This is a genomic window from Pedobacter sp. ok626 (assembly GCF_900100435.1).
Lineage (GTDB): Bacteria > Bacteroidota > Bacteroidia > Sphingobacteriales > Sphingobacteriaceae > Pedobacter.
In genome coordinates this window covers 108,124-134,755 of sequence record NZ_FNEX01000020.1, presented here as the reverse complement: position 1 = coordinate 134,755, position 26,632 = coordinate 108,124, and the positions used below count along the sequence as shown (strand labels likewise).

Below are 26,632 nucleotides of genomic sequence, written 5' to 3'. Positions count from 1 at the left end.
TATGAATTTGTTTTTTGAATTTAAAATCTTGCACTCAGACCAAATGTGTATTCTCTTGCAAACGGGTTATCCGTACCACGTTCAATTTCAATGGTGCTGAAGGTGGCCAGGTTATTCGTTGTTGCACTAAGAGTCAGGTTCTGCAAGCCTAATTTTTTAACGAATGGGTTTTTGAACTGGTAAGTCAAATTAACCGAGCTGAGCTGGATATTATTGTCGCGCTGAACAAAGCGTGAGGTAAGTTTTGTTGGCGTTGGCGACCCCGTAATCCTCCGGTATGGACTGATACTGCCAGGTCCGGTCCAGCCCAGATCATATGCCCTCCGGTCTACGTTATTTGAAGCATCAACAGCTTCAACCCTGTTTAACAACGTACTGTTATACAGATCGGCACCATAGTTATAACTGATGCTAAAGTTTAAACCAAACCCTGCGTACAGGAAATTGGAATTTACAGCTCCTGTCCACTTGGGTCGGCTGTCACCAACATAGGTCTTATCATTAACGTCCCAGACAAAAGTTGGGGTACCATCTAATTTCAGATAAACTTCCTGACCGGTAACCGGATCAATACCCAATGACCTCACTGCATAAATAGCCGTTGTTGACCTGCCTTCAATAAACTGGGCATTTTCAACAGTCTGATCGGCGTTATTGGTATTCAATGCAGCATTGAAAGCCTTAAGTTTCTCCGAAATTTCTTTTAACACAGATTTATTAGTGGCTGCGTTCACCGCAACGTTCCATTTTAAACCTTTACGGGGTTGAGACAGTATGGTATACCCCAGGTCGAGCTGAAGTCCCTTGTTCTGGATTTTACCTAAATTTTCGGTATATGAAGGAAAACCGGTACTGGGCGCCAGTGACACTGTAGTCAGGGCATTCTGGGTTACTTCGTTATAAAACTCCGCGTTGAAAGTCAACCGGTTATTCAGAAATGCTGATGCAATACCAACATTCGACTTCAGCACTTGCTGCCAGCTCAAATTCGGGTTTCCAAGTCCACCGGGAAAGGCACCTACTTCACCAAAATAACCCGTCGATGTGCCCAGGTTGTACCTGAATTGTGCTGCATAAGGATTTTGTACAGACGTACCCGTAGAACCGTAGCTACCGCGGATCCTCAACAGGTTAACTGTTTCGCTATCCTTCAGGAATTTTTCATTATTTATATTCCAGCCTAAACCTGCAGACCAGAAATTACCAAATTTATTATTTTGTCCATAAGCGGAAGAGCCGTCCCTGGTATAAGTGAAATCTGTAAAATACCGGTTATCATAAGAGTAGTTGGCACTTCCGGTATAAGAAAGATTGTTAAGTGTACTTTCGGTTCCTGTAGGCCTGCTGTTTAAATATTGCGCGGCAAACAGGATGTTATCTAAACGATCAAAAGGAAAACCCTGCGTAGAAACAGCATAGGAATTTAAGCGTGAGCTGGCCAGCCTGAATCCTGCGTAGACTGTAACACCGTGCATCCCGAAATTTTTGTTATAATTTACCGATCCTGTTCCGTCCATGGTAAAGGAGGTACTGTTGTCGATGGAATAAGTCCCCCTTGCATTTAAATCCGAGACACCATTGAACCGGCTATCCAGAGCCGAATAGAAATTATCTACCGTTCCGTTCACTTTTGTGATGCCCAGGGCACCATTAAACCACAATGATTTATTGACATCGTAACGCACCGTGGTATTGTTCCTTAAATTGAAATTCTTATTTCTATTGTCAATGGTATTGTAGGTAATATCCATCAATGGGTTTAATACAACGGAGCTTACCCCTGTTGCGCCGAAGCCTGTATTGATATTTTCCAGGTATTTGTTAACATTCCCATTTTCATCGTAAGGTTTCCAGTAAGGATTCAAATCCAGATACTGGCTAAATGTGCCGTAAGGTGAATCGTTGGAATTCACCTGAGTTGCTATGATATTATTTTGGAATGTCAGTTTATTCGTTCTGTAACTCAGCGTAAAACTTCCGGAATAATTTTTCCTGTCCTGTCCCTTCATCACACCCTGTAGCAGATTACCGCTGAAGGTCAGGTTAAAGGTCAACGACTCGTCACCACCCCGTAAAGACAAGTTGGTCCTGTTGTTGATCCCGGTTTGAACAGGAATAGATTTCCAATCCGTATTTACACCGCTCACCACCGCTTTATACCGTTCAGAATTGATAAAATCACCACTATAACTGTTGACAAATCCTACACGACGCTCAAAATCCAGTTTTTCTGTTGCATTCAACATGTTGTAAACAGACAGGTCTGGAGCAGATAAAGTAAAATTATTGCTGATAGAAACCTCTACTTTTCCTCTTGGTGGCAGGATTGTGGTCACAACCATCACACCATTACCCCCACGGGAACCGTACATTGCAGTAGCCGAAGCATCCTTTAATAAAGTTACTGAAGCAATTTGATTCATGTCTAAGTCTACAATTGCCTGTAATGAAACCTGAAATCCATCAAGAATGAACAGTGGTGTATTTGGGTTTCCGACAAGTTCTGACCCCAGGGTTGGATAGGATGTTTGTCCACGCATGGTTACGTCCGGAAGTGCATTGATGTTCCCTCCTATTTTGTTGTTGGGAATCATTCTAAAAGATGGATCAAGCACAGCAATACCGGCAAACACATTGATCGGATTCACGGCTTTAAGCTCAGCAGCCGTCATGGTTTTGGCGGCACCAGTATAAGTACTTAATTTCCTGTCCACCATCCCCGTAATCACCGTCTCATTCAGCACCTGCTGATCCTCCTCCATGTAAATTGTGTAATTCGAATTAGATGAGATGGGCACATCAACAGTCTTGTAGCCTAGAAACCTGAATTCCAAAGACTGAGCACCTTTAGGTATGCTCAAAGTAAACTTTCCATTTTTATCCGTCTGAACCGCAGATTTGGTCCCTACTATAGAAACCGTTACGCCTGGAATGGGTTTGCGGTCTTTGGCATCACCAACAAACCCGGAAATAATTTCCTGACTTGCCGGTTGGCCTGCTTTGATGACCACCGTTTTGTTGCGTATCAGAAAATCCAGGTTTTGCCCTGCAAAAATCTGTTTAAGCACAGCTGATAAATCAACATCTTTAACGTTGATGGTCACTGGAGACGAATTTTCCAGCAAGTTGTCCGTATAAAAAAAGTTGTAACCTGTCTGTTGGTTCAATTCCTTAAAGACGGACCGAAGTGAAGCACTTGACTTGTTTAACGTCACTTTTTGGGCAAGGCTCGACGCACTTACCTGCATAAAGCATGCTATTATGATTACGATGGTTAGGCGCATAGTTAGCAATAATTTTAGGTACAGCCGTTTAGGCATACCAAATTTCCTTGATTTTTGATACATTAGTAGTCGGTTTGGTTAAGCAGCCTCTTTTGCGTTGGACCGTAGAGAGGAAGCGATTATAACTTTGATTTTTAATTGAATGTTCCAAACTTTTACCAGGTCCGGATGTCTAGTCGGGGCCTGGTTTCGTTTACATTGTTTAGCTAGCGTAGTTTTCTTTTCATATGGTTTAGTTCTAGATTAGTATTCTGTTAATTAATAGGTTAGTTGTTTATTTTGACACATATACGGTTCGTCCTTTGACATCGAAACGGGCTTCCCCTGTCGATTCTACGATTTCAAGTACTTTTGACAATTTATCAAACCGTGACACTTTGCCGCTGAAGCGCTGGGTGGTTTTTTCGCCAATGTAAACAACCTCCACATTATACCAGCGACTGATCATTTTCATGATCGTTTCAATGTGCTCACTTTCAATTACAAATTCATTGTTTTTCCAGGCGACAGCAAGGTCTGTATCTGTTTCATTGATCTGGATTTTGCCGCCCGACAGCTTAGCCTGTTGCCCTGGTCTCAGCACTTTGGAACTACCTGCTGCAGACAATTTCACACTCCCTTCCAGCAAAGTGGTTTTTTCTACTTCATCGTCCGCATAACTGCTGATGTTAAAATGTGTTCCCAACACTTCTACTTCCTGCTTGTTTGTTTTCACAACAAATGGATGTTGTTTATCCTTAGACACTTCAAAATAACCTTCGCCAATAAGCTTAACTATACGTTTTCCATTTTCGATCAATGAGGTGGTATAAGTGAGGCTCGAAGCTGCATTCAGGTAAACGACTGAACCGTCGGGCAATCGTACCTGATAGGTCTCTCCCCTGGCGGTTGACAAGGTATTGGAGGCGTTAGGGTCAGCAACTTTTTCATCTATTTGATACACGAGTCTGCCATTACCGGATTTAGAGATGATGATCCCAGATTCCCGTCCAATTTCTCCATTCGACGCACTGGCTAAACTGATCTTCCGGCCATTTGCCAGGGTAAGTGTTGCTCCAAAATCACCCGGTTTAACATCATGTACCGCAATTGGGCTGACAGCGGCAACCTTTTTCGATTGATTGTTGAAGAAGTAAACTCCTGTGTATGCCAAGGCTAAAACAGCAGCAACACCAGCAATTTGTAACCAGAGTTTAAGCGTTTTATTTTTTCTGGTGGGAATAATCCCTGTTGTATCGTTAATCTGAACGAACAAATCGCGGTCAACCTTCGCCAGCACCTCGGCAACTGCATGGTTAGTTTCATAACTCTTGTCCTGATTTTCTAAAACGTCGATGATGATATCTTTTAACATTTCCTGATCTTCATCAAGCTCAAAATAATTCATCAGACGCTGTGTTTCTTCAAGGCTACACAAGTTGTCCAGGTATTTTTTAAAGAGAATACGGAGTTGATCAGATGGTTCCAAGGTTCGATTTTTACAGCTAATACGGAGCTGAGCAAAAATATCCTTAGTCTGTTAATAAAAAATTAACAATTAATTTCCAAAAATAACGATCAGGATCAAAAACCTTTGAATAAAACACTTATAACTACAGAAATTGTAAGTGCAGCCGAGTCCTTAAAATATGCCCTGAGAAATCTATTGGCCTGCAGCATATGGCTACTTATGGTTTTGGCATTGATCCCCATAATCTCTTCTACCTCTTTGTAAGATTTACCTTCTAATTTGCAGAGTGTAAAGACCATTTTACGCTGAGGAGGCATCAGATCTATCGCCTGCTGCAATTTCTGCCCTTCCTCTTTACTCAGCATATCTTCTTCAATATGAAGGTACAGCTCTGAGCTTGAAGCCATGATTTTAGCCAACAAACGTTTGTCTTTTGCCACTTTCCGAAAATAATCATACACCAGATTCTCTGCGACGCGAAAAAGATAAGATTTAAAAGACTTTTCGGGATCAATCTGTGTCCGCACTTCCCATATTTTGAAAAAAAGCTCTTGCAGGATTTCTTTGACAAGGTCGTCAGATTTGAGGAGTTTGAATAAGTTACCTGCGATCCGAAATTTATAATTGTTGTAAAGCATTTCAAATGCATGCTGATCACCGTTTTTCAGTTGAAGCAATAAAGCCTGCTCATCAATTTGATTAACGTTAACCATTCGTCCTAAAAATATACAATTACTAAAGAGCAAGGTAGAAATATTTTTCGAACTTTCCCTAAACCTTCCGTTTCGTAAAGTTCAAAGTACTATTGTTTGTTTAATGGCTGATTTAGCTAAAAAAATTGCTTAGGTTATTTATAAGTAATCAACGGTGTTAGTGATTTTAATTTTCAACTTATTTTTTGCCTTTTCGTTGAAAGGCTGAGTATACAATAATTACACTAGTAGCCATTAAAACTGATGCAAGGAAAAATGGCGCTCCTGAAAACTTGACAGGCGCTTCATCATGTGTGAAGTAATAAAACAAGTTTGTCATGATAGGTGGGGCTATGATTGAAGTTGCACTCACTAAGGCTGTTAAGGCTCCTTGCAGTTCGCCTTGTTCATTAGATAGAACATTTTTAGAAATTACTGATTGAAGTGCAGGGCCACAGATACCACCCAGACTGTAAGGTATAAGGAAAACAAACATCATCCATCCCTGATTTGCAAATGCAAATAATAACAATCCCACAGCATAGCATATCAGCCCATAATAAATGCTTTTCTGCTCTCCGAACTTAGGTGTTGTCCATCTTATTAAGATGCCCTGAACCAATCCTAGCAATAATCCAAGCGCCCCAAGAGAGAGACCGACCATTCGCTCAGTCCAACCAAATTTATACATGGTAAAGAAATGCCAATTGCTCTGTACAGCATGAATACCAATATAAATCAATGTCAGGGCCATGACCAAACCTGAAATTTCAGGATGCTTTCTTAAGAATTTAAAAGATCCAACTGGGTTTGCACGTTTCCAATCAAATGCCCTACGTTTGTCTTTATCTAAACTTTCTGGAAGAATAAAATATCCGTAAAGAAAATTTAACATGCATAGCCCAGCTGCAGCATAGAATGGAACTCTTGCCCCATAGTGACCTAGCAATCCTCCAATGGTTGGACCTATAATGAATCCTAGCCCCAAAGCAGCTCCAATCATACCAAAATTTTTTGCCCTATCCTTATCGGTTGAAATATCAGCTATATAAGCACTTGCAGTTGAGATACTAGCTCCCGTCAATCCGGCAATGACTCTTCCTAAGAATAGCCAACCGATAGACGGAGCAAAAGCAAGAAATATATAATCTACGGCAAATCCAAAAAGAGAAATTAAAATAATAGGGCGTCGTCCATATTTGTCACTAAGGTTCCCCACCACAGGTGAAAATATAAATTGTGTAAAAGCATAGGCAAAACCAAGCCAACCACCATATTTGGCAGCCTCAGTAATATCACTATGAATAAGTTCTTTAATAAGTTTTGGGACCACTGGAAGTATGATTCCCCATCCAGTAATATCAATCAGCAAAGTCACAAATATGAATCCAATAGCTGCTTTTTTCGTCGAATTTTTCATGGTGTAAAAATAAACAGCGCCTGAGCGTGTTTTTTTCACACATTTATGGTAGTTACATACAATTTGTAAGATACGGTGAGGTTGCTCACAAATGTTGCCTATTGCCCATTTCTAAAAACCCCTGGCGAAACTCCGGTGATTCTCTTAAAAAACCTGCAGAATAGGCTTGTTTCTCCAAAATGCAACTCATTGCTGATTTGCTTGATTGATAAACCAGAAGATTTGAGCAATGTCTTAGCATGCAATATCATGGCATGATCAACCCATTGCAAAACTGATTTTCCTGTTTTTTGCTTCAGAAAAGTAGAAAGATACTGAGGGGTTAAATGAAGTTTTTCTGCATAAAATTTAACACTCCGTTGCTGAGTTGCATACTTTGAAATCAATATGTAGAAATCGTCGATGATTTCATGTGTGCGGTTCTTCACTAAACTGTTATTGTCAGTTAGACCCGAATATGCTTCAGAAATCATATACATTAAAGCAATAACAAGATGTCGCAGCATTTCAGTTTTCCTGGGGCTCTGGCTTTTATGATAGAAGTTTTGTATAAGTTCTACCAGTTTATTCTTTAGCGTTACTTCTGCAGGTTGAAGTCTGACAACAGGTTGCCATCGAATTTGATTGTTCATTACAAACTCACGCAGGATTGGAAACGCCGCAATAAAATCTAACGAAAGGCCAATCGTCACTATTTCTGCATTTTTGCTCAGTGATTTTGTATCTATCATCAATTGTGGTTGCAAAACTGCGATGTCGCCTGCGTTGATTTCGTATTCTAAAAAATGTATTTGGGCTTTCATGGAACCCTGTATCATAAAGCCTAGCAGCAATCCATCAAATAGACGACTATGCTCTGTATACTCCTTTTCGGGGTGGTTCTGTTGATGCAGAACGACTATCCCTTCCATCTTTTTCGAAGGATCAATGTTGTACAGTTTATAGACATTGTCCAAGGTTAAGAATAGGGCCATGTTCAAATGTCGGAAAAATGCACATTTATATCAAAAATTGGCTGTCAAATGTTCAATCTCATCTTGTAAGGATCGAAAAAAATGAATTTGATTAATGGAATGAGTTTATGATAATTTCGATTTCAAAAATTCAAGTATGGAACTTACAACCTGATCAGGCTGCTCTTCCTGAATAAAGTGACCAGAGTTGTTAATCTCCCTTAGCTGTAAATTCTTTATATATCCCGGCAAGGAAGTTTTGAGCATTGCAAGTCCGGCACTACTGCCAAGTCCCAGGCTTGGTGCCTCAATCATCTTCATTTTTTTTATATCCTGGATATCTTCTGGAAATGCCTGGTACCAAGCATTAGAGCTCATGATCGCATCCTTAGTTTCATAAGCTTTTGCATATACCTTCCTGTCAAAATCATTTATACTCTTTTTGTCGACCAGCATTTTATCAAAGACCCAACTCTGAACAATATGAAAGCGTCCTTCCAACAAAAGCTCTGGTAATTCCTTTACCTGGTTGAAAGCCACCCACCATGGATGCACGGGCATACCGATTGGCAACATCGGCAGTTTATAAAGATCCTCTTCAGGGTGTGGTGTGTCCAGAACAATTAGTTTGTCGGTATGCTCGGGAAAGTGGCCCGCAAAGCTGATTGCAATGCTTGCGCCTATGTCGTGGCCTGCAATACTTACTTTATCAAGTCCCATTCTTTTAATAAGCGATGCGATGTCGCCTGCCATATTTTTCTTACTGTAACCTTCGCTTGGTTTGCTTGAAGACCCCATGCCCCTAAAATCGATAACGATTACTTTATGGTACTTTGCTAGCATCGGCATGATTTTGTGAAAGGCCCACCAAGTCTGAGGCCAGCCAGCCAGGAGTATCAATGGCGAGCCTTCACCACCCTCTACATAATGGAGCCTGGTTCCGTCTACATCCTGATAATGATTGGTGAAGCCTGGCAATAGACTCACAAGATGTTCGTCATCATATTGTTCTTTTTGCGGTAATGTAGGTTTTGAATTCATAGATTTTTTGATTTATTTTCATCCCGTTAATTGATTATTCCAATACTTCCTTTGAAAGCCGCCCACGAAAGCTTTTTAATGTCATTTACCGCTATATCTCCGCTTGCTTGTGCAGAGATTGCGATGTCTATCATTCCTCCAAAAAGGTTATAAATCCATGGAAGTGGAACGGCACTTCGTATTACACCTGTCTTCTGAAGTTTTTCTATTAGCATGAACCATTTGTATTTGACATTATCATAAACTTCCATTTCGCTATTAACCACATCAGAATATCCACTACGATCAAAAAGCTTTTTAACGAAGGAGTATTCTGTACCAATAGTCAACGCGGCATAAAACATGTTTTCGACCTGTTTCAGGGCGTCATCGCTACTTTCATAGGCTTCATTCATAGCTTTGTTACACGTGGCCATCATTTTCTCCCGACAACATTGAATTAAGGTACTTCGATCTTTGAAATACCTATGTATTGTTCTTCTATTTAAGTCCAGATGATTTGCAATCTCATCAATGCTTGCCTTTTCATTCCTGTTCAAGCAAAAAACGGCAGCATCAATAATTTTATCTTTTGTACTTTTCATGACTCAAATATAAGACAAATGTCTCAATTATGAGACATTTATTTAAAATAATCAGTCGTTTTCTGATGTACACTTTTGTATTTTCACATAACATCGTTCTCTTATGCTCCTATTCTAATCTTTAATACTTGGTCGGAATTGACCAGTCTATCTGAACAAAAAACCTCCATGGACTCGAATCAAAAAACAGCCTTTTCACTAACATTAAGGCCGATTAATTTTCCAGTAAAAAAACCAAACCCTCTTTACGGATTGTAAAGAGGGTTTGTGACCCAACTGGCCTCGAACCATTGACCAAAAGGTAATATGCATTGCGATAAAAACGAGAAATGACGAGCTTGTAATTTTAACTAACCCAGTCACAATATTTTTTTATACGCTTCCATCCCGAGCCATTTTTCTTATATAATAGACAAAAGAAAAGACTAAGGAAGACCTTAATCCTAATACCTGGATTCACTAACATATTTCAATAACCTAAAAATAATTTAAAGAAGACACATAAGGTAAAATTTAAATTCAAAATACTTAAATAAAAATTCATCAAGTTTACCGACCTACAATACGAAGGTAAAAAGCGTATGCAGGTTGACGAATTTTTAAGAGGAATGCGATTGTGAGTAGATTTATTTTATATTACCAATTATACATATTGAGCCAATTAAAATAATTAATCGGCTCAAGTATAAGAAAATTTTGAGCCGATTAAGCGAGATAATCGGCTCAAAATTTCGCCGAACATAGCTAAAACCGCTCCAATTGTTCAATCGCATCTGGATATGATAAATAAAATTCATGACAGTATGAAATAGGAAGTAATTAAGACAAGTACTTCAGATAATAATTGTATTTTACAATACAAAATCCATTTCAAAACCGTAAAAATATTTCGGGGGTTGCTTTACTGTTAAAACAACCCCCTGTCTAAACTTAAGTGGTAACAGATACTGCGCAGGCAAACGCAGCCAGCCGGGCATATTGTAATAGTTAATGTTTAACAGTGAGCCCAACTGTAACCCTACTGAAGGCACAAAGATCAGTGATGTTTCCCGATTACCATATTGAATGCCCCCTTCCATATATCCATAAATCCCAATAAACTTTTTATCGCTTAGCCAGTAGTCAAAATTACTCCTGAGCCCTGCTCTGAACTGATGGGTTGCACCCTTGTGGAACTCATCTCTGTAGGGACCTGTTTCTCCCCAGCTGTATGCTAATGTATATCCATGCCAGTAATCCCATACTCCCTTCTTCCCACCCTTAGAATTAACAGAATAGCGGTTTGAAATGGAACCTGCATTAATTCTAAAATCGAATGCACGATAATAATTTTTAGTAGAAAATGAAGGTCCGTTTATCCCAACAACGACAGAGTTTCCAATTCTGCTTCTTACAAAATTACGGTAAGGTAATATTTGGTTGGCTTTTTTCATGGAATCTGTTACCAAAGTGTTTTCAAACAAGGAAGGCAGGTCAGAGTTATAAGGGATGGGAACCAGTTTAAGCGCCGGAATATTATTGAGCAAATAGTTTTCCTGCATTTTTTTTTCTTCGGGAATGCGCGTTATGAAATCAGCCTCAGTCTGCGTCAAGGCAGCATTTTCATAAGCCATCCACAAATCGGATAATGATAGTTCAACAGCTTCAATTACCCTGGCCGATTCATTGATAAATTCAGGCTTGTTAAATGTTCCATCTCCATGTGCTTTCCAGATTTCGGCCTTTCTATTCAGCACAACCGTACCGTTTGCAGAATAAAAATCATGTAGCGCTTTATTGTTCACAACAGATGCAACCACAGTCCTTTTTACCACCAGGTGTCCCGAAGAAAAGGAGTCTTCTAAAAAGTGATCTGCAAAACCATTAAACAACAATGCAAACCTCATTAAGTTCCTTGCCTGCTCGGGCTGATCCTTGAGCCTCCCGCTTTGGGCTGCCCAATCCATAGCCACCAAGTGAAGCGTGACATACATGTTGATGGCGTTGGTTTTATTCAATTTGTTAAAGGCAGCCTTAACCAGTTCCGGGCGCTGACATTGCCGGATTATTGCCTGATCAAAAGGACGCAGTTGCTCTTGGAAAGATTTACCATACCGATAAAAATGTGAAAGATTTTTCATCGCCAACATGGCATATCCAAAGTCAAGTTTAACCAACTTGCCGTCGGGAGCCGCGCTAGAACCCATGGCGATGTATTCATCATGAAGGGCCATGATCTTATGAAGTGCAGAACTGCTGTCAGAAAGTAGTTCAATCAACGCGTAAGGATCACCTACATGATCTCCACTCAAGCCATTTAATGTCCCATAAGAAATGTTGGCACCTCCAAGTTTCAAATCCGAAAATGAAAGGAAAGTTACAGCCCTACCACTTTCCTGAAGCGAACGGACAAATTTTATAAATGCCTGGTCGCCTATTGCCTTATGCTCACCGTAGTTGTATGCACAAACACTGGCGGGCAAAAGAAACAACAACGCAACAAGTGCTAAAATCTTTATTTTTTTCATCATGCATCGGTTAATTTCAAAAGTCTCTTCTCATAGCCTAATCATTACCAATACAACTGCAAGTAAGTGAGGGGACTAGTTACATCTCAAATATTTTGCTTTATCATATCTTAATCTGTAAATTCATTAATTTAAGAAGAGCATTGGAGAATCCAGCCTACATTAATCATACTTTAGTAAGAAGACAACTTATGGATCAGTCAATTAACGATCTCTTGAATGATATAAAAAAGATCGAGCATGGTTTCAAGCATATCATTTCGGCAGGTAACAATATCCTACTTGATCAAAAAATCGATCATTTTAACCTCTCCATTACGTTGCTGGATGATGAAAGTTACCAGTCTAGAATGCTGGCAGTCTATCTTCTAGGCCAGCTCTCGACCGCAAATCCTGATGTGCTGTATATTCTTGAGAATAAAGTGGCTAAGGATGAAAACTGGAGGGTTCAGGAAATGCTCGCCAAGGCTTTTGATTACTACTGCCTAAAAACAGGATATGAAAGCTCACTACCAAAAATCAGGCAGTGGCTCTTTGATCAAAATCCAAATGTGAAAAGAGCCGTAACTGAAGGCCTCAGAATCTGGACTTCACGATCTTATTTTAAGGAAAATCCGCAGGTAGCAATAGAACTGATTAGCCAGAATCACTCAGATGAAAGTGAATATTTGCGAAAATCTGTCGGCAATGCACTTCACGATATCCGTAAAAAATTTCCTCAACTCATTAAAAGTGAAATCGAATCATGGGACCTTAGCAATAAATACGCCCGGTATACACAAAAAATAGTTCTTAATTGAATAATTACTCAATATTCTGGTTATCAATATTATTATAATTTATTGTGGCACCTGTGTTTAACCTATTTTTTCTGAAAATAGCGCGTAATCCCGTCACATCCTTGGAAGTGAAATTGACTGTATCCAAGTTTTTAATTACCCTGATATGAAACTTAATTTGGAAGGCTACAGGGCGTGTGAGCTCTGTTTTTTTCTCTGCAATTAGATTTTTTATTAACTGTTTTGCAGACACCTGATAAGTTGTATCTAAATGAATTGGGTAGTCTGCATTTAAAATATCTTGACCTGGCGCGAGGATGATATCGTTACGGGTACTAAAGTATTGAACCTGGCATTGATCCTGTGATTTAGTGATAGCTACGACCGCTTTACCAAACATTGTTCTATGACCGCTTACTATCTCAATTTTTACATGATCCTTTTTACTGAAGCCTGATTTTATCATATCAACAATTTGGTCGTAAACGGAGTCTACGGATGCTTTTTTACTACAGGAAAAAAAAAGAATAGCGTAAAGAGCAACAAGAAATAATCTTTTATTCATCAGGGGGTATTTTATGTCCTTTAATGGGATTCAATTTCTTTTGATTTCCATAATTTCAATTCATATAAGATAAACTATTCCGAACAGTCATCCCAGTAGGAGGAATTGCAACTACCACAACTGAGTTATACCGGAAATCAATGATGAAGCTATAAGTGAAGCTATAAGTGAAGTTATAAATGAAGCTATAAGTACACAAGTAAAAGAAAGATTTACTAGAGAAGTCAAATACATATATCAACAAGGCGGCGTTAACAGAAGAAAAGGTTTCAATCGGTAACAGGAATAAGAACTCATCTGGAACTATATTGTAAATATGTACAAAATTCTAATTACCTTTAGGCTACATTGAAAAAGTTAGCCGCAATATTGTTTCTCACTATTCATTTGTTTTCTACAAATGAGGTTTATCAATTGATGAAACTACCGATTTTCTTTGACCATTATGCAGAGCATAAAATACTAAGTCCAAACATCTCATTTTTTGACTTTCTGACCATGCATTATGTTAATGACAATGCAAAAGACATTGATCATGAAAGAGACATGCAGTTACCATTTAAAGCATCGAACAATTTTTCGGCACCAATTACACTAGCTTTTATTCCAGATTCTACAGTATCCTTCCACCTCAATTCTTTGCAAATCACCTCGTCAAAAATCTACATTTCGGACGATTATTTTATTCCATCTGATTTTATGCCAGGCATTTGGCAACCACCAAAATCCTGTTAATTAGTTTTCAATTTATTAATGATTTATGTCCTGTGACGCGTCCCTGAGGGAAGCTTTGCTGCATATCCTATTTACTAATTTTCTTGATTTTTTAAGTTATGCTGAATAACATTATTGCCTTTTCCATTAGGAATAAGCTCATCATTGCGCTTTTTATGCTCGCCCTGATCGGATACGGCAGCTACGAAGTGACTAAACTGCCCATTGATGCTGTTCCAGACATCACCGACAACCAGGTACAGGTGATTACCATTGCGCCTTCATTTGGTGCAACAGATATTGAACGCCTGGTAACCTACCCTATTGAACAGGCCAATAGCAATATATCTGGTCTTAAGGAGATTCGGAGCTTTTCAAGGTTTGGTTTATCACTGGTCACTATAGTTTTTGACGATGCTACCGATATCTACTGGGCCCGTCAGCAAGTTGCCGAACGTTTACAACAAGTACAATCACAAATCCCTCCAGGTATTGGAGTTCCTGAACTTGGCCCCGTCAGCACTGGCCTGGGTGAAATCTACCAGTACGTAGTAAAACCCAAACCAGGGTATGCGGGCAAATACAATGAAACAGATTTACGTACCATACAAGACTGGATTGTTCGCCGGCAATTACTCGGCGTAAAAGGAATTGCAGAGGTCAGTAGCTTCGGTGGTAAACTCAAACAGTATTCTATTGAAGTCAAGCCAAATGAATTATCCTCGCATGGCATCAGCATCACGGATGTCTTCAATGCGCTTGAAAAGAACAACCAAAATACCGGTGGCGCCTACATTGAAAAAGGACCAACCGTTTTGTATATCAGGAGTCAGGGACTTTTTAAAAGTACGGCCGATATTGAAAATACATTGATCAAAACTACTGCTGGAGGTGGTCCACTCTTCATTAAAGACATTGCTGAAATTAAAACAGGTTATGCTACGCGCTATGGAGCTATGTGCTACAATGACGAGGGCGAAGTTGCAGGAGCCGTAGTGATGATGCTAAAGGGAGCAAACAGCAGCGATGTGATCAAAAATGTTAAAGAGCGCATCGCACAGATCCAGAAAACCCTACCTGAAGGAGTGGTCATAGAGCCTTTTTTAGACCGCACCAAGATGGTTGACAACGCCATTGGCACGGTGACTAAAAACCTACTTGAGGGTGCACTCATTGTGGTCTTCGTACTGGTCTTATTCTTAGGTAATTTCAGGGCCGGAATTTTAGTTGCCTCGGTTATTCCTCTGGCCATGTTATTTGCCATCATCATGATGAATCTTTTTGGGGTTAGTGGTAATCTGATGAGTTTGGGGGCACTGGATTTCGGCCTGATTGTAGATGGAGCAGTGATCATCGTTGAGGCAGTAATGCACCGGCTGAGTCATGGCAAACACAGCAGAGCGAATGATCTGTTAAATCAAAAAGAGATGGATATTGAGGTAAATGCCTCTGCCAGTAAAATGATGAACAGCGCGGTATTCGGACAAATCATTATCCTGGTGGTTTACTTACCAATATTCACACTTCAGGGGATCGAAGGAAAAATGTTTAAGCCAATGGCACAAACTGTTGCCTTTGCACTATTGGGTGCTTTTATACTTTCACTCACCTACATTCCGATGATGAGTGCGGTTTTTCTAAGCAAAAAAACAAAACACAGTCCTAATGTATCTGATCGGATCATGGCCTCCATAGCGCAAAACTATCAGGCTGCACTCAACTACATCATCAACTTTCCAAAGATGGTGATGCTCGGTGTTGGTGCTTTATTTATCTTATCTATATTTCTGCTAAGCACTCTTGGTGGAGAGTTTATTCCCGCTTTGGAGGAAGGTGATTTTGCTGTTGATACCAGGGTATTGCCGGGAAGTAGCATTACAACTACGATCGCGAATACACAGAAAGCAGCCAAAATCTTAAAAGATCAATTTCCGGAAGTAGAAAAAGTAGTCACCAAAATAGGAAGTGGCGAAGTGCCAACAGATCCTATGCCCATGGAGGCAAGTGATATGATGGTAATCCTGAAACCCAAAAAGGAATGGACTTCTGCAAAAACCTTTAATGAACTGTCGGAAAAAATGGGAAAAGCCTTACAGGATGTACCGGGAATTACTGCCGGATTTCAGTTTCCTGTTCAGATGAGATTTAATGAGCTAATGACGGGTGCCAGGCAGGATGTGGTCTGCAAAATATTTGGTGAAGACCTGGATACCCTATCCCATTATGCCAATCAGCTCGGCAAAATCATCAACACTGTCGATGGCGCAAAAAACCTTTATGTAGAAACAGTAGTCGGTATGCCCCAGATCATCATCGATTACAACCGCAATACGCTGGCCCAATATGAGTTAAATATCGAAGATGTGAATAAAATTGTGAACACGGCCTTGGCAGGACAAAGTACCGGAATGCTGTTTGAGGGTGAAAAACGTTTTGAGATTGTGGTCAAAATTAGCGGATCGGAAAAAAAAGACCTCAAGGATATTCAAAATCTATTGATCCCAACACCTAAGGGTACGCAGGTTGCCTTATATCAATTGGCAGATGTGCAGATCAAAGATGGTCCCAATCAAATACAGCGGGAAGATGCAAAAAGAAGAATTGTTGCCGGCTTTAATGTCAGAGGTAGGGATGTTCAAACAATCGTTAAGGAACTTCAGCAAAAGGTAAATCAGCAGATGAAGTTACCCACCGGCTATTACATAAGCTATGGAGGTGCCTTTGAAAACTTAAATGCAGCAAAGAATCGTTTAATGATAGCGGTCCCTGTCTCCTTATTTCTCATCTTTTTACTGCTTTATTTTGCTTTCAATTCGCTGAAACAAGGCTTACTGATTTATTCGGCAATTCCACTATCTGCCATTGGCGGCATCTTATTTCTAGCCTTTAGAGGAATGCCATTTAGCATTAGCGCTGGTGTAGGTTTTATTGCACTCTTTGGTGTAGCGGTATTAAATGGTATTGTACTGATTTCAGAATTTAACCAGCTTAAGCAGGAAGGAATCAAAGACCTTAGGCGCATTGTGTTGATGGGTACCAAAGTGAGGTTAAGGCCTGTATTGATGACTGCCTTTGTGGCTTCACTAGGTTTTTTACCTATGGCACTGAGCAATGGAGCAGGTGCAGAAGTTCAAAGGCCGCTGGCCACTGTGGTTATTGGGGGCTTACTGATTGCAACCTTCCTTACCCTATTTGTTTTACCAACACTATACATCATGTTTGAAACAGGCTTCAAAACCGTTATAAAGAAACCGGCTATTACAGGGGCAGTCCTCCTACTATTCATCGGAATAAGTACTACTGCTCAGGCCCAAACACCAATCATCCTACAAGCTGCGATAGACACAGCAGTAAAAAACAATCTGAAGGTAAAAAATGAAAAGCTAAGGGCGCAGTACCGGCAAGCATTAATCAGCACTGCTGCAAACATTCCTCAAACAAATATTTTTGCTGAAGCCGGACAGATCAACAGCAGCTACACTGATACGAAATTTGGAATCAACCAATCCTTCAGCTTTCCGACTGTTTACGCAAGGCAAAGTAAATTGTTGCGTGAAGACTGGAAGAGCAGTGTGTTTGGCGTAGCATTCACAGAGGCGAACTTAAAGAAGGAAGTGAGCGGAGTATTCTATATGATGGTTTACCTGCAACAAAAAAAGAATCTGCTGTTGCAATCTGATAGTCTTTATACAGCATTTTACAAAAAGGCTGAACTCCGCTTTTTAAAGGGAGAAAGTAATATCCTTGAAAAAGCAAGTGCGGAAACCTTATTGGCACAAATTAAGTTGCAATTGAGACAAGTAGAATCCGATGAAGAAATTTCACAACTTCAGTTTCAAGTATTGCTCAATTCAACGGGTACTTTTAAACCAAAGGCTGAAATCAACCCGATAGCAGGCCCTGAACTGAATCATTTTGACCCTGAAGCGCATCCGGAAATTAAAGTTGCTTTGCAGGAACAACAAATTGCCAAAGCCGCTATCGCCGTCGAAAAAAGCAAGCTACTTCCAGAATTGTCATTGGGATATAACAACGGCAGCATCCAAGGTATCGGTGCCGATGAAAAGTTCTATAGCGCTTCAAACCGATTTAGTTCTGTACAGTTGGGCATAGGCATTCCGGTTTTCACCGGGCATCTAAAAGCCAAAATCAACAGTGCCAAAATCAATATGCAACTGGCAGAAAGTGACTATAACCTCCGTTTACAAAAACTATCCGAGACCTACCAATCTGCACTGGTACAGTATCGAAAAAACCAGCAAACTGTAGCATATTTCGAAACGAAATCATTGAAGAACGCTGATTTGATTACTAAAACAGCAAATCTACAACTCAACAATGGAAATATCAACTACCTGGAATGGGTGCAACTGGTAAACCAGGCCATTGCTGTAAAAAGCGATTATCTGGAAGCTGTTAAAAACCTTAACGAAACACTGGTGCTACTTAATTATCTAACTCATCCTTAATTTCATCAATCATGAGACTCCTTACCTACTTGTCCACAATACTTATATTACTATCCGGCTGTGGACAGCAAAACAATACTACACCTGAAGATGTGGCGATCGATTCGAACACTGTGAACCTAACAGCTGCGCAATTCAAAAATGCAGCCATTACCACCGGCAAAGTGGAACGGAAGCAAATTTACACGACCTTAAAGCTCAATGGAAAAATAGACGTTCCACCTCAAAATATGGTATCAATCAGTGTGCCTTTAGGTGGATATTTAAAATCCACCAACCTATTGCCGGGTATGCACATTAAAAAAGGCCAGGTAATTGGCACTGTAGAGGATCAGCAATACATCCAGTTACAACAAGATTACCTTACAGCAAAGTCAAAGATCAAATATTTAGAAAATGAATATAAAAGACAAAAGGACTTGAATCATAGTCAGGCCAGCAGTGACAAGGTCTATCAACAGTCGGAGGCAGATTATAGAAGTCAGCTCGTCCTGATCTCTGCTTTAAAGGAAAAACTATCCATGGCGGGAATCAATGTGAACAACATCAGTGAAACTAAAATCATCAAAAGTGTAAACATTTATGCGCCAATTAGTGGCTATGTGTCGAAGGTAAATGTCAATATCGGGAAGTATGTCACACCAACCGAGGTATTATTTGAATTGGTTGATCCTTCTGATATCCATTTGGCGCTGAAAGTATTTGAACGTGATTTGGATAAACTTTATGTTGGTCAGCAGCTATTTTCATATACGAACAATGAACCGGAAAAGAAACACAAATGTACAATTCTAATGATTGGGAAGGACTTATCTGATGACAGGAATACCGATGTACATTGTCATTTTGAAAGCTATGACAAGCTGCTCATTCCGGGCACCTACATGAATGCTGATGTGGAGGTAAAAAATGCAATGGCCACCGTACTTCCGACCGAAGCCATTGTACAATACGAGGGCAAGAATTTCGCTTTTATCAATAAAGGCAACAGGACATTCGAAATGGTCGAGTTGAAAACAGGCGAAAACGAAGGTGGTTATACCGCCATCCTATTCGCAAATAATAGCGGCCTTGAAAATCAAGATTTTGTGTTAAAAGGAGCTTATTCCTTATTGATGATGATGAAAAATAAAGAAGAATAAGATTTGGTTTAAATTGATAATCGGCATGGGCACCATCGTATTCGATGTAGCCCATGCCTTTGACCATCTATTTCTGATAAACGCGAACATAATCGATTTCAAAACGTTTAGGAAATTTAGCATCATGAGGTTCGCCACCGTTTATTCCGCCAATAGCCAAATTTAAAAGCATATAGTGTGGCTGTTTAAAAGGATTTATACCCTTCTCATCCTTATTGTGAAGTTTATCCATATTCACTTTAATAAGCAGCTCGTCATCTACATATAATGCAATATCTTTTTCTGTCCAATCCATGCGCCAGATATGGAATACGGAGGCCCATTCCTTGCCTCCTAATTCCTCAACGGACTTTGTTCTGCTGTGCCATTCTGCCGTATACCGCTTACGCGTACCTATAGCGATATTGGCCAGAATCTTTCCTTTATAATACTCCATAATGTCAATCTCTCCATTTGAAGGCCATTCACCTTTTTTACCCAATGTCCACCATGCCGGCCATAGCCCTGCGCTTACATCTATTTTAGCCCTCATCACAAAACGACCGTATTGCCAGGTATGCATCCCAGCGGTATTGATGCTAGAAGATGTATATTCAATATTTTTCCGGCTACTCCGCCATTGATCGCTCTCCATTTTATATGAAGGATTTAGCTTATTTTCTTTCCTGGCTTCGATGATTAGCAAACCATTTTCACACCAGGCGTTGTCTTCCTGGTACCATTGCTTTTCTTTATTCCGTACAAATCCCTTTTCATACTTCCAGTTGGCAGGATTGGGCCCATTTTCATTAAACTCATCCGCCCAAACCAGTTTATACCCTTCTTTAAGATAAGAATGAACTTGTTGATCCATATCGTTCTGAGCGTATCCAGTTATACACATGATAAAGACCGGAAGAAGAATACATAAGATTTTACATAAGTATCTCATAAAAGGAGTGTGCTTATTTATCTAGTAAACTAATGGTATAACTATAACTGTACTTTTTATCTAGTAAAAGATATTGACGATGCGGGTATGCGCCCCAGCTGTCATCTCCACCAACTCCGCGTTGTTTCAGGTCTATGTTAAGAAAAACCTGATTTCGTGGAGGCAAATCTGTTGGATGCTGCTGCTTCTTGGTTAGTCCAGGATCAAGATCTTCTGTACTGTGATTGATCGCTGTGAAAGCGATTGGCTGCAGCCCTTCAATTTTAATCCCCCGTCCCTTGCTATCCGTTAATGTCAGCCAACGGACATCCGTTTTATTCCCACTTTCCTGTGGACGGATGTATCCTTTATAATATTGGTTTTCAACTTTGTCGTTGTACACACCGATAAATGACCCCAGATTACGATCTGTGTAATTTTCATAAGGTCCACGACCATAATAATTTAAAATATTATGAGAACCTGCCAGCGTAGTACGCATTCCAAAACGTGGCAGCTCAGGTAAATCCCTCCCTGCCATATCTATACTGGCTGTAATCCGTATGGCTCCATCATTTTGGATGAGATAAATAACCCGATAAGGAACCCCAACATTTGAAAGTTGCCAGATAACCTCAATTGCTAAGCCATCTGCATTTTGCTGCCCAATGCTTACACTTTTTAATTGTTTTTGCTGATGTGCAGAACGCCATACCCCTAGTTTTGATGGCATTCCATTTCCAAAATCATTATCAGTAGGTGCCCTCCAAAAATACGGCTCCGGAAAATTGTTGAACCAACTGTTTCCCATATTATATCTACTAAATACCCCCGCTTTAAGATCAAATTCTCCATTTACCTTTCCTGCTGTAAAACGGATCTTTTTATCATCTTTAGAAAAGACCAATTTACTTTCATTGGGATTTTCCTTCGTAAAATAATCACCTCCATACTTAAACTGTTCCCCAGCGATTTCAAAACCAGCTGGTAACATTTCGGTTTTAGTCTTTGTAATCGTATAGATATTTAAGAAATATTCCATACCCGCAGCAGATTTGTATTTAGGAAAACTAAGTCTTACCTCCTTCCCCTGATGTGGCTGAAGCGCTACATTAAACTTACCTTCATTAATTTTCTCCCCATTTCTTAACAGTTCCCACTTAAAATCGTACTGATTTAAATTGGTAAAATCGAAGCTATTTCTAATACCAAGCAGCCCATTATTGAGATCTATAGCTGTAAATATGATATTTTGATACACTTTTTTAACTTCATAGGCACCTGGATCAGGTATACGGTCGGAACTGATAATTCCATCAGCAACACCGTTTTCATCATTTTGCAAGTAAAAACCACCAAGATCACCCCCATAAGCCCAGAAAGGTTTACCGTTCACATCTTTTGCTTTAATACCCTGATCTACCCAATCCCATATAAAACCACCCTGCATATTTTTACTATTCCTGATAATCTCAAAGTATTCCTGAAAATTGCCATTGCTATTCCCCATAGCGTGCGAATATTCGCACATTATATAGGGCCTTTTCTTGGTGGTATCCGCTGCGTATTTTTTCATACTCGCAATACTCGGATACATTGGACAAACAATATCGGTATTCCAGTCTTCTCCCGCTTGTTCAAACTGGACTGGCCTTGAACTGTCACGTTGTTTTATCCATTTGTAGCCATCATGGAATACCGGGCCGTTGCCACATTCATTACCCAATGACCAGATGATAATCGAAGGATGATTTTTATCCCGCTCTACCATCCTAACTATTCGATCCATATGTGCAGGTGCCCATTCTGGTAAATAAGCTGGATGTTTAGCCTTATCGAACCAGGCCTGAAACTCGGCCCCCATGCCATGTGATTCAATATTAGCCTCATCAACAAGATAGAGTCCATACTGATCGCACAATTTATACCATAGCGGGTCGTTGGGGTAATGTGAAAGCCTCACCGCGTTCACATTAAGCGCTTTCATTAATTTAATGTCCTTTAACATAAGCGCTCTAGTGGTGGTGTGCCCAGTAACGTCATCATGTTCATGTCTGTTAACCCCATGAATCGAAATGGCAACACCGTTCACCAGTAATCTTGCATTTTTTATTTCTACTTTCCTAAAACCCACTTTAGAAGCTACCACACCCAGAGTTTTACCCTCATCATCTTTCAGCGTCAATACACAATCGTATAAATTAGGTGATTCTCCGGTCCATTTAAGTGGTTTTTTAATTAAAGAACTAAAATTAATCGTCTGAATGCTGTCCAAATTCAGCTTAAAATGCTCCGTTTTGCTAAAAACTGACTTACCTGATTTATCCAGCAGCACCAAGGATAAACTGCCACGGTTAAGCGTATTACCTTTAAACTGTCTCACATCAATAGCCGCATTAAAACGTCCGTCTATATATCGTTCATCCAGATCTGCCTTGAAGAAAAAATCCCAGACAGAAAGTTTAGGCAAGGCGTAAAGATATACATCGCGTTCTATCCCACTCAAACGCCAGAAATCCTGATCTTCCAGGTAGCTACCATCGTGCCATCGAAAAACCTGTACCGCAAGCAGGTTTTGTCCCTTCTTCAGATAACTGCTGATGTTAAATTCTGATGGTGTTTTGGATGCTTTGGTCATCCCCACTTTATTACCGTTCACATAAATAAAGGCGCATCCGGAAATTGATCCGAAATGGAGCAATACCTCCTTCTGTTCCCAGTTTTCAGGAATAGCAAATGTTTTCCGGTAGGTACCCACTGGATTATCCGCACCTATAAATGGCGGGTTCTTGGGGTGCGGGTAAGTGATATTGGTGTAAATCGGCACACCGAAACCATTCAGTTCCCAATTGGAAGGAACTACTAAATTTGCCCAGCCGGAATCATCTGCATTAGTTTTGTAAAAATCAGTTGGTCTGTTCTTATGCTGGTCTACATAATTGAACTTCCACTGCCCATTGAGTGATTTGTAGTTGGCAGATTTAGTATAATCGTCAGCAAGGGCATCTTGCTGACGATCAAATGAGACAAAGGTGACGTGTGGCTTTTCCTTTCCATGGTCCACCATTTTTGGATTTTCCCAATCGTTGGTTTGCGCACTAGCCGATGTAAGGCAACCAGCAATTATCCATATTGCACTATTTTTTTTTAGATTCATTCGTATACTCTTGTATGCCAATCGATTTGAAAGAATTATCCTTCGCTTCGAGTAAACTTCCCTTTAAATTGCAGTGTAACCCCAGCCACAGTATAATTATACCACAAATCGAACACCCTCGTAGCAGGATTATAGGTACCGCCTCCGGCAGTAATCGCCAGGCTTCCCCAGGGCGTAACTGTCAACGTATTGTTGTCTTCAATTCGGACTTTAACTCCGGATTCGACCGCATTTACTACAGATTCCGGTGTGGTGAGGTGATAGAAGCGAACTGTCCGGTAATCAGTGGCTTTCATTGTTCTGATCAGTCCTACTGAAGTAGTATCTGTTAGTCCGGCATTGAACTTATAGGATTTTCCCTGAGCCTGGTAACTGCCAGAGTAGGCATTGCTGAGCGCAAAGGAAAGCATAAGCACTGTATCTATTTTGCGAATAGAAATGTAATTCGGTTCTGATACGGAAGCAATTTTTACGGTAACCGCATAAAGTGAGTCACAGTGTAATCCTGCGGTTTTGACGTAAACTGGTAGCGTGCCATAAGTATCACCAGAGTTGACCTGCACATTTTTCTGAGGAATGGCGTACAGCGTGGGAGCCAACATTTGGTAGCGGATATCGGTACCAAAGCGATATAAATAGTTGTATCTGGTGACCATTTCTATTCCCGCCTCGGCAAGGGTAACAGTTATGTTTCTATCGATACTTTTGCTTCCGCCCGTGCCGACAGCAACATAAGCGACCTGCTCTTCGTCGGCCGTCTTCCCGTAGGGTAATTTTACAGTGGAAAGCCCTTCGTTGTTGGACTGATTTGCGCCGACAATAAAGACCTGCTTAATGTACTGCTCATTGTCAAGCGGATTCTCTTCTTTCGAACAGCTGGTCATAACCGTAATCAAAGCTACCAGCATAGACGATGTAAATTTTATGTTCTTCATCATGATGAATTCTTGTTCTTTTTATTGATTAGTTGTTACCAGCTTGGGTTCTGTACCAGCTTAGCGTTTTTGTCCATTGAGTTTTTTGGGATCGGCCAGAAGTAGTTTTTGAAACTCCAGACCCGAACGGTTAACGGGTTGCTGAGTGTGGTACGGGTAAAAAAGCGATCACGTTGAGTACTCGTTGCCTTTACGTTCATGCCCACAACAGGTTTACTGTAGGCAGTCGGTGCATCCAGCCATCTGCGCAGGTCGTGATAGCGACGACCTTCTAAGGCAAATTCTACCTTACGTTCCAGTTTGATTGCATTCCTAATGGTTTCCTGGCTCGCCAGTTCAGCGGGCGACAGTCCCGGCAAACCTGCACGGAATCTAATCCGGTTCACCGCAGCCTGGATCTGTGACAAGTCGCGCATAACCGTAATCCCGGTAACAGCATCCGTGTAGGATCCGTTCAGTTCATTTAGCGCCTCCGCATAATTGAGCAATACTTCTGCATACCTGAAGATTGGAAAAACCTTGTTCATGATGGCGCCGGTCTGCTGCATATTGTCTAAATGATGGTTGTATTTGATACAGGTATAGCCGGTATGGTTGTAATCATTTGGAAAATTAACGGTAGGCGCGGCGGAACCATTGGAATAGTAGGTTACTTCCAGGTTCTTGAAGGCACCCGATCCGGTGTAGGAAGTTCCTTTCCAGTAAGAATGGTTAAACCCAATGGTTGCATAAAAACGGGCCTCCCTGTTGTTGTACATTCTCGCTGTGTTGGAAACCAGCTGCACATCAGAGATGTTTTTGGTCGCGCCGATAGGCTGATAAACCGTAGCCGCATTGGGATAAGGAAAAATTGCACTCGATGCATTGATGTCAAATCCGTCTTTCATTTTGTAGGAATCTACCAGGTCCTGGGTAATGTTCAGCCCATTTCCGCCGTTCAGCGACGCCTGAGAAGAAAGCCACAAAGGAGAATTATTGCCAGTGGGGTTCGACCGTGTGCACCAGATGATTTCCGGGTTATTGTTTGCTGGCACCTCGCCTATAAAAGTATATTTATAAGAACGGTAAGGGTCAATACCTCCAGCACCATTAGGGTAATTGGCAGTAGGCACATTATAAGCCAGGGGATCAGTATCTGCACTCAGCGGATAAGTATACAGCTCATAAACACCAGTTTCCATAATTCGTTTGGCTGCAGCCGCAGCAACTCCCCATTTGGCGTTGTCTTTTATTTGAGAGATGAAAGGTTTACCATCGCTACGTACCCATCCGGAATAAGACTGGTTGCCGTTGAACATCGGGCTGGCTGCTGTCAGCAATACCCGCGACATGGTGGCCAGTGCCGCACCTTTAGTGGGACGATAAACGTCACTTAGAGCATCCTGTGTATCAGGTAGATAGTCGTAAGCCTGCTCCATATTCTGAACGATATACTTCACACAATCGTCATAACTGCTGCGTTCTTTGGAAATGGCTGTGCCATCGGCATCCAGGCTCGGAACGATATCGTCTGGAATTACCGCTGGGCCATATTGCTGAACAAGCAGGTACATGAAATAACCTTTAAAGAAATGCATTTCACCCAGAAACTGCCGCTTTGTGGTCAGCGATAAAGATTTGGCTTCATCGATGCGGTTGATCACGGTATTTGCTTTGTTGATTCCTTTGTACCAGTTCGCATAGTTATTGTAATAGGAATTGGCGGTAAATGGCGTGATCTCCCCTACCATAAATTTAATAGCCGCATGACGGGAATCATTCCAGGAAGTAAAATTTTCATCCGTAGCCCCCTGAAAAGGCGACCAGGCCGAAGTCCAGAGCCGGTCTTCATCCGGCAGGTACAACGCAATCCCGTTGATATAGGTCAGCAGCTTTTCCTGGTCTGCAAAAACACTGTCGATATGTGTTAAATCATAGATATATTCATCCACGTTCAGGTAGTCTTTTTTACATGCGTTGAAGGTGGTACTGATCATGCCCGATACCAGTAATAAGGCAATTATAAGTTTAAGTCTTTTGTTCATCTGATT

General features: G+C 40.7%; 17 protein-coding genes. 4 read left to right on the top strand and 13 right to left on the bottom strand.

The genetic code is table 11. The features are described from left to right. Positions 1-20: 20 nt before the first annotated feature. The 8 genes from BLS35_RS23600 to BLS35_RS23565 all read right to left on the bottom strand — a co-directional run bounded on the left by BLS35_RS23600 (position 21) and on the right by BLS35_RS23565 (position 11,934). Positions 21-3,347 carry a SusC/RagA family TonB-linked outer membrane protein gene (locus tag BLS35_RS23600; protein ID WP_090785996.1) on the bottom strand — a complete coding sequence of 1,109 codons (3,327 nt, stop codon included), beginning with the start codon at positions 3,345-3,347 and terminating at the stop codon, positions 21-23. 211 nt (positions 3,348-3,558) lie between these two features. Next, positions 3,559-4,752: a FecR family protein gene (locus BLS35_RS23595; protein WP_090785994.1), complete on the bottom strand. Its 1,194-nt coding sequence runs from the start codon at positions 4,750-4,752 to the stop codon at positions 3,559-3,561. 95 nt (positions 4,753-4,847) lie between these two features. Continuing rightward, positions 4,848-5,447: an RNA polymerase sigma factor gene (locus BLS35_RS23590; RefSeq protein WP_090785992.1), complete on the bottom strand. Its 600-nt coding sequence runs from the start codon at positions 5,445-5,447 to the stop codon at positions 4,848-4,850. A 178-nt stretch (positions 5,448-5,625) separates the two neighbouring features. Further along, entirely contained in the window at positions 5,626-6,885 is a 1,260-nt protein-coding gene (locus BLS35_RS23585; protein WP_371328259.1) for a TCR/Tet family MFS transporter, read from the bottom strand. 59 nt (positions 6,886-6,944) lie between these two features. Beyond that, entirely contained in the window at positions 6,945-7,820 is an 876-nt protein-coding gene (locus BLS35_RS23580) for a helix-turn-helix domain-containing protein (RefSeq protein ID WP_090785987.1), read from the bottom strand. A gap of 105 nt (positions 7,821-7,925) precedes the next feature. Next, entirely contained in the window at positions 7,926-8,840 is a 915-nt protein-coding gene (locus tag BLS35_RS23575; RefSeq protein ID WP_090785985.1) for an alpha/beta fold hydrolase, read from the bottom strand. Positions 8,841-8,866: 26 nt separating this feature from the next. Beyond that, complete coding sequence (locus BLS35_RS23570; protein ID WP_090785982.1) at positions 8,867-9,424, bottom strand: TetR/AcrR family transcriptional regulator; 558 nt, start codon at positions 9,422-9,424, stop codon at positions 8,867-8,869. A gap of 851 nt (positions 9,425-10,275) precedes the next feature. Beyond that, complete coding sequence (locus BLS35_RS23565; protein WP_132226053.1) at positions 10,276-11,934, bottom strand: hypothetical protein; 1,659 nt, start codon at positions 11,932-11,934, stop codon at positions 10,276-10,278. Between the two features lie 188 nt (positions 11,935-12,122). Here BLS35_RS23565 and BLS35_RS23560 point away from each other — a divergent pair, with 188 nt between their 5' ends. Further along, on the top strand, positions 12,123-12,731 hold the full coding sequence (locus tag BLS35_RS23560; protein ID WP_090785978.1) for a DNA alkylation repair protein: 609 nt from the start codon (positions 12,123-12,125) through the stop codon (positions 12,729-12,731). 4 nt (positions 12,732-12,735) lie between these two features. Here BLS35_RS23560 and BLS35_RS23555 read toward each other — a convergent pair whose 3' ends face one another. Continuing rightward, a complete protein-coding gene (locus BLS35_RS23555; protein WP_090785976.1) occupies positions 12,736-13,275 on the bottom strand; it encodes a hypothetical protein in 540 nt (179 codons plus the stop codon). A 417-nt stretch (positions 13,276-13,692) separates the two neighbouring features. Here BLS35_RS23555 and BLS35_RS23550 point away from each other — a divergent pair, with 417 nt between their 5' ends. The 3 genes from BLS35_RS23550 (at position 13,693) to BLS35_RS23540 (ending at position 19,600) form a co-directional block, all read left to right on the top strand. Further along, positions 13,693-14,010: a hypothetical protein gene (locus tag BLS35_RS23550; protein ID WP_090785973.1), complete on the top strand. Its 318-nt coding sequence runs from the start codon at positions 13,693-13,695 to the stop codon at positions 14,008-14,010. Positions 14,011-14,108: 98 nt separating this feature from the next. Continuing rightward, positions 14,109-18,458, top strand: coding sequence for a CusA/CzcA family heavy metal efflux RND transporter (locus BLS35_RS23545; RefSeq protein WP_090785970.1), 4,350 nt, complete (start codon positions 14,109-14,111; stop codon positions 18,456-18,458). Positions 18,459-18,469: 11 nt separating this feature from the next. Further along, positions 18,470-19,600, top strand: coding sequence for an efflux RND transporter periplasmic adaptor subunit (locus BLS35_RS23540; protein ID WP_090785968.1), 1,131 nt, complete (start codon positions 18,470-18,472; stop codon positions 19,598-19,600). A gap of 67 nt (positions 19,601-19,667) precedes the next feature. On the opposite strand, the gene BLS35_RS23535 is transcribed toward BLS35_RS23540, so the two are convergent. The 4 genes from BLS35_RS23535 to BLS35_RS23520 all read right to left on the bottom strand — a co-directional run bounded on the left by BLS35_RS23535 (position 19,668) and on the right by BLS35_RS23520 (position 26,626). After that, a complete protein-coding gene (locus BLS35_RS23535; RefSeq protein ID WP_254779080.1) occupies positions 19,668-20,453 on the bottom strand; it encodes a glycoside hydrolase family 16 protein in 786 nt (261 codons plus the stop codon). A 91-nt stretch (positions 20,454-20,544) separates the two neighbouring features. Further along, complete coding sequence (locus BLS35_RS23530; RefSeq protein ID WP_090785963.1) at positions 20,545-23,667, bottom strand: beta-galactosidase, LacZ type; 3,123 nt, start codon at positions 23,665-23,667, stop codon at positions 20,545-20,547. Positions 23,668-23,702: 35 nt separating this feature from the next. Next, positions 23,703-24,605: a BT_3044 domain-containing protein gene (locus BLS35_RS23525; protein ID WP_090785961.1), complete on the bottom strand. Its 903-nt coding sequence runs from the start codon at positions 24,603-24,605 to the stop codon at positions 23,703-23,705. A 32-nt stretch (positions 24,606-24,637) separates the two neighbouring features. Beyond that, on the bottom strand, positions 24,638-26,626 hold the full coding sequence (locus BLS35_RS23520) for a RagB/SusD family nutrient uptake outer membrane protein (RefSeq protein WP_090785959.1): 1,989 nt from the start codon (positions 26,624-26,626) through the stop codon (positions 24,638-24,640). Between the last annotated feature and the right edge of the window lie 6 nt (positions 26,627-26,632).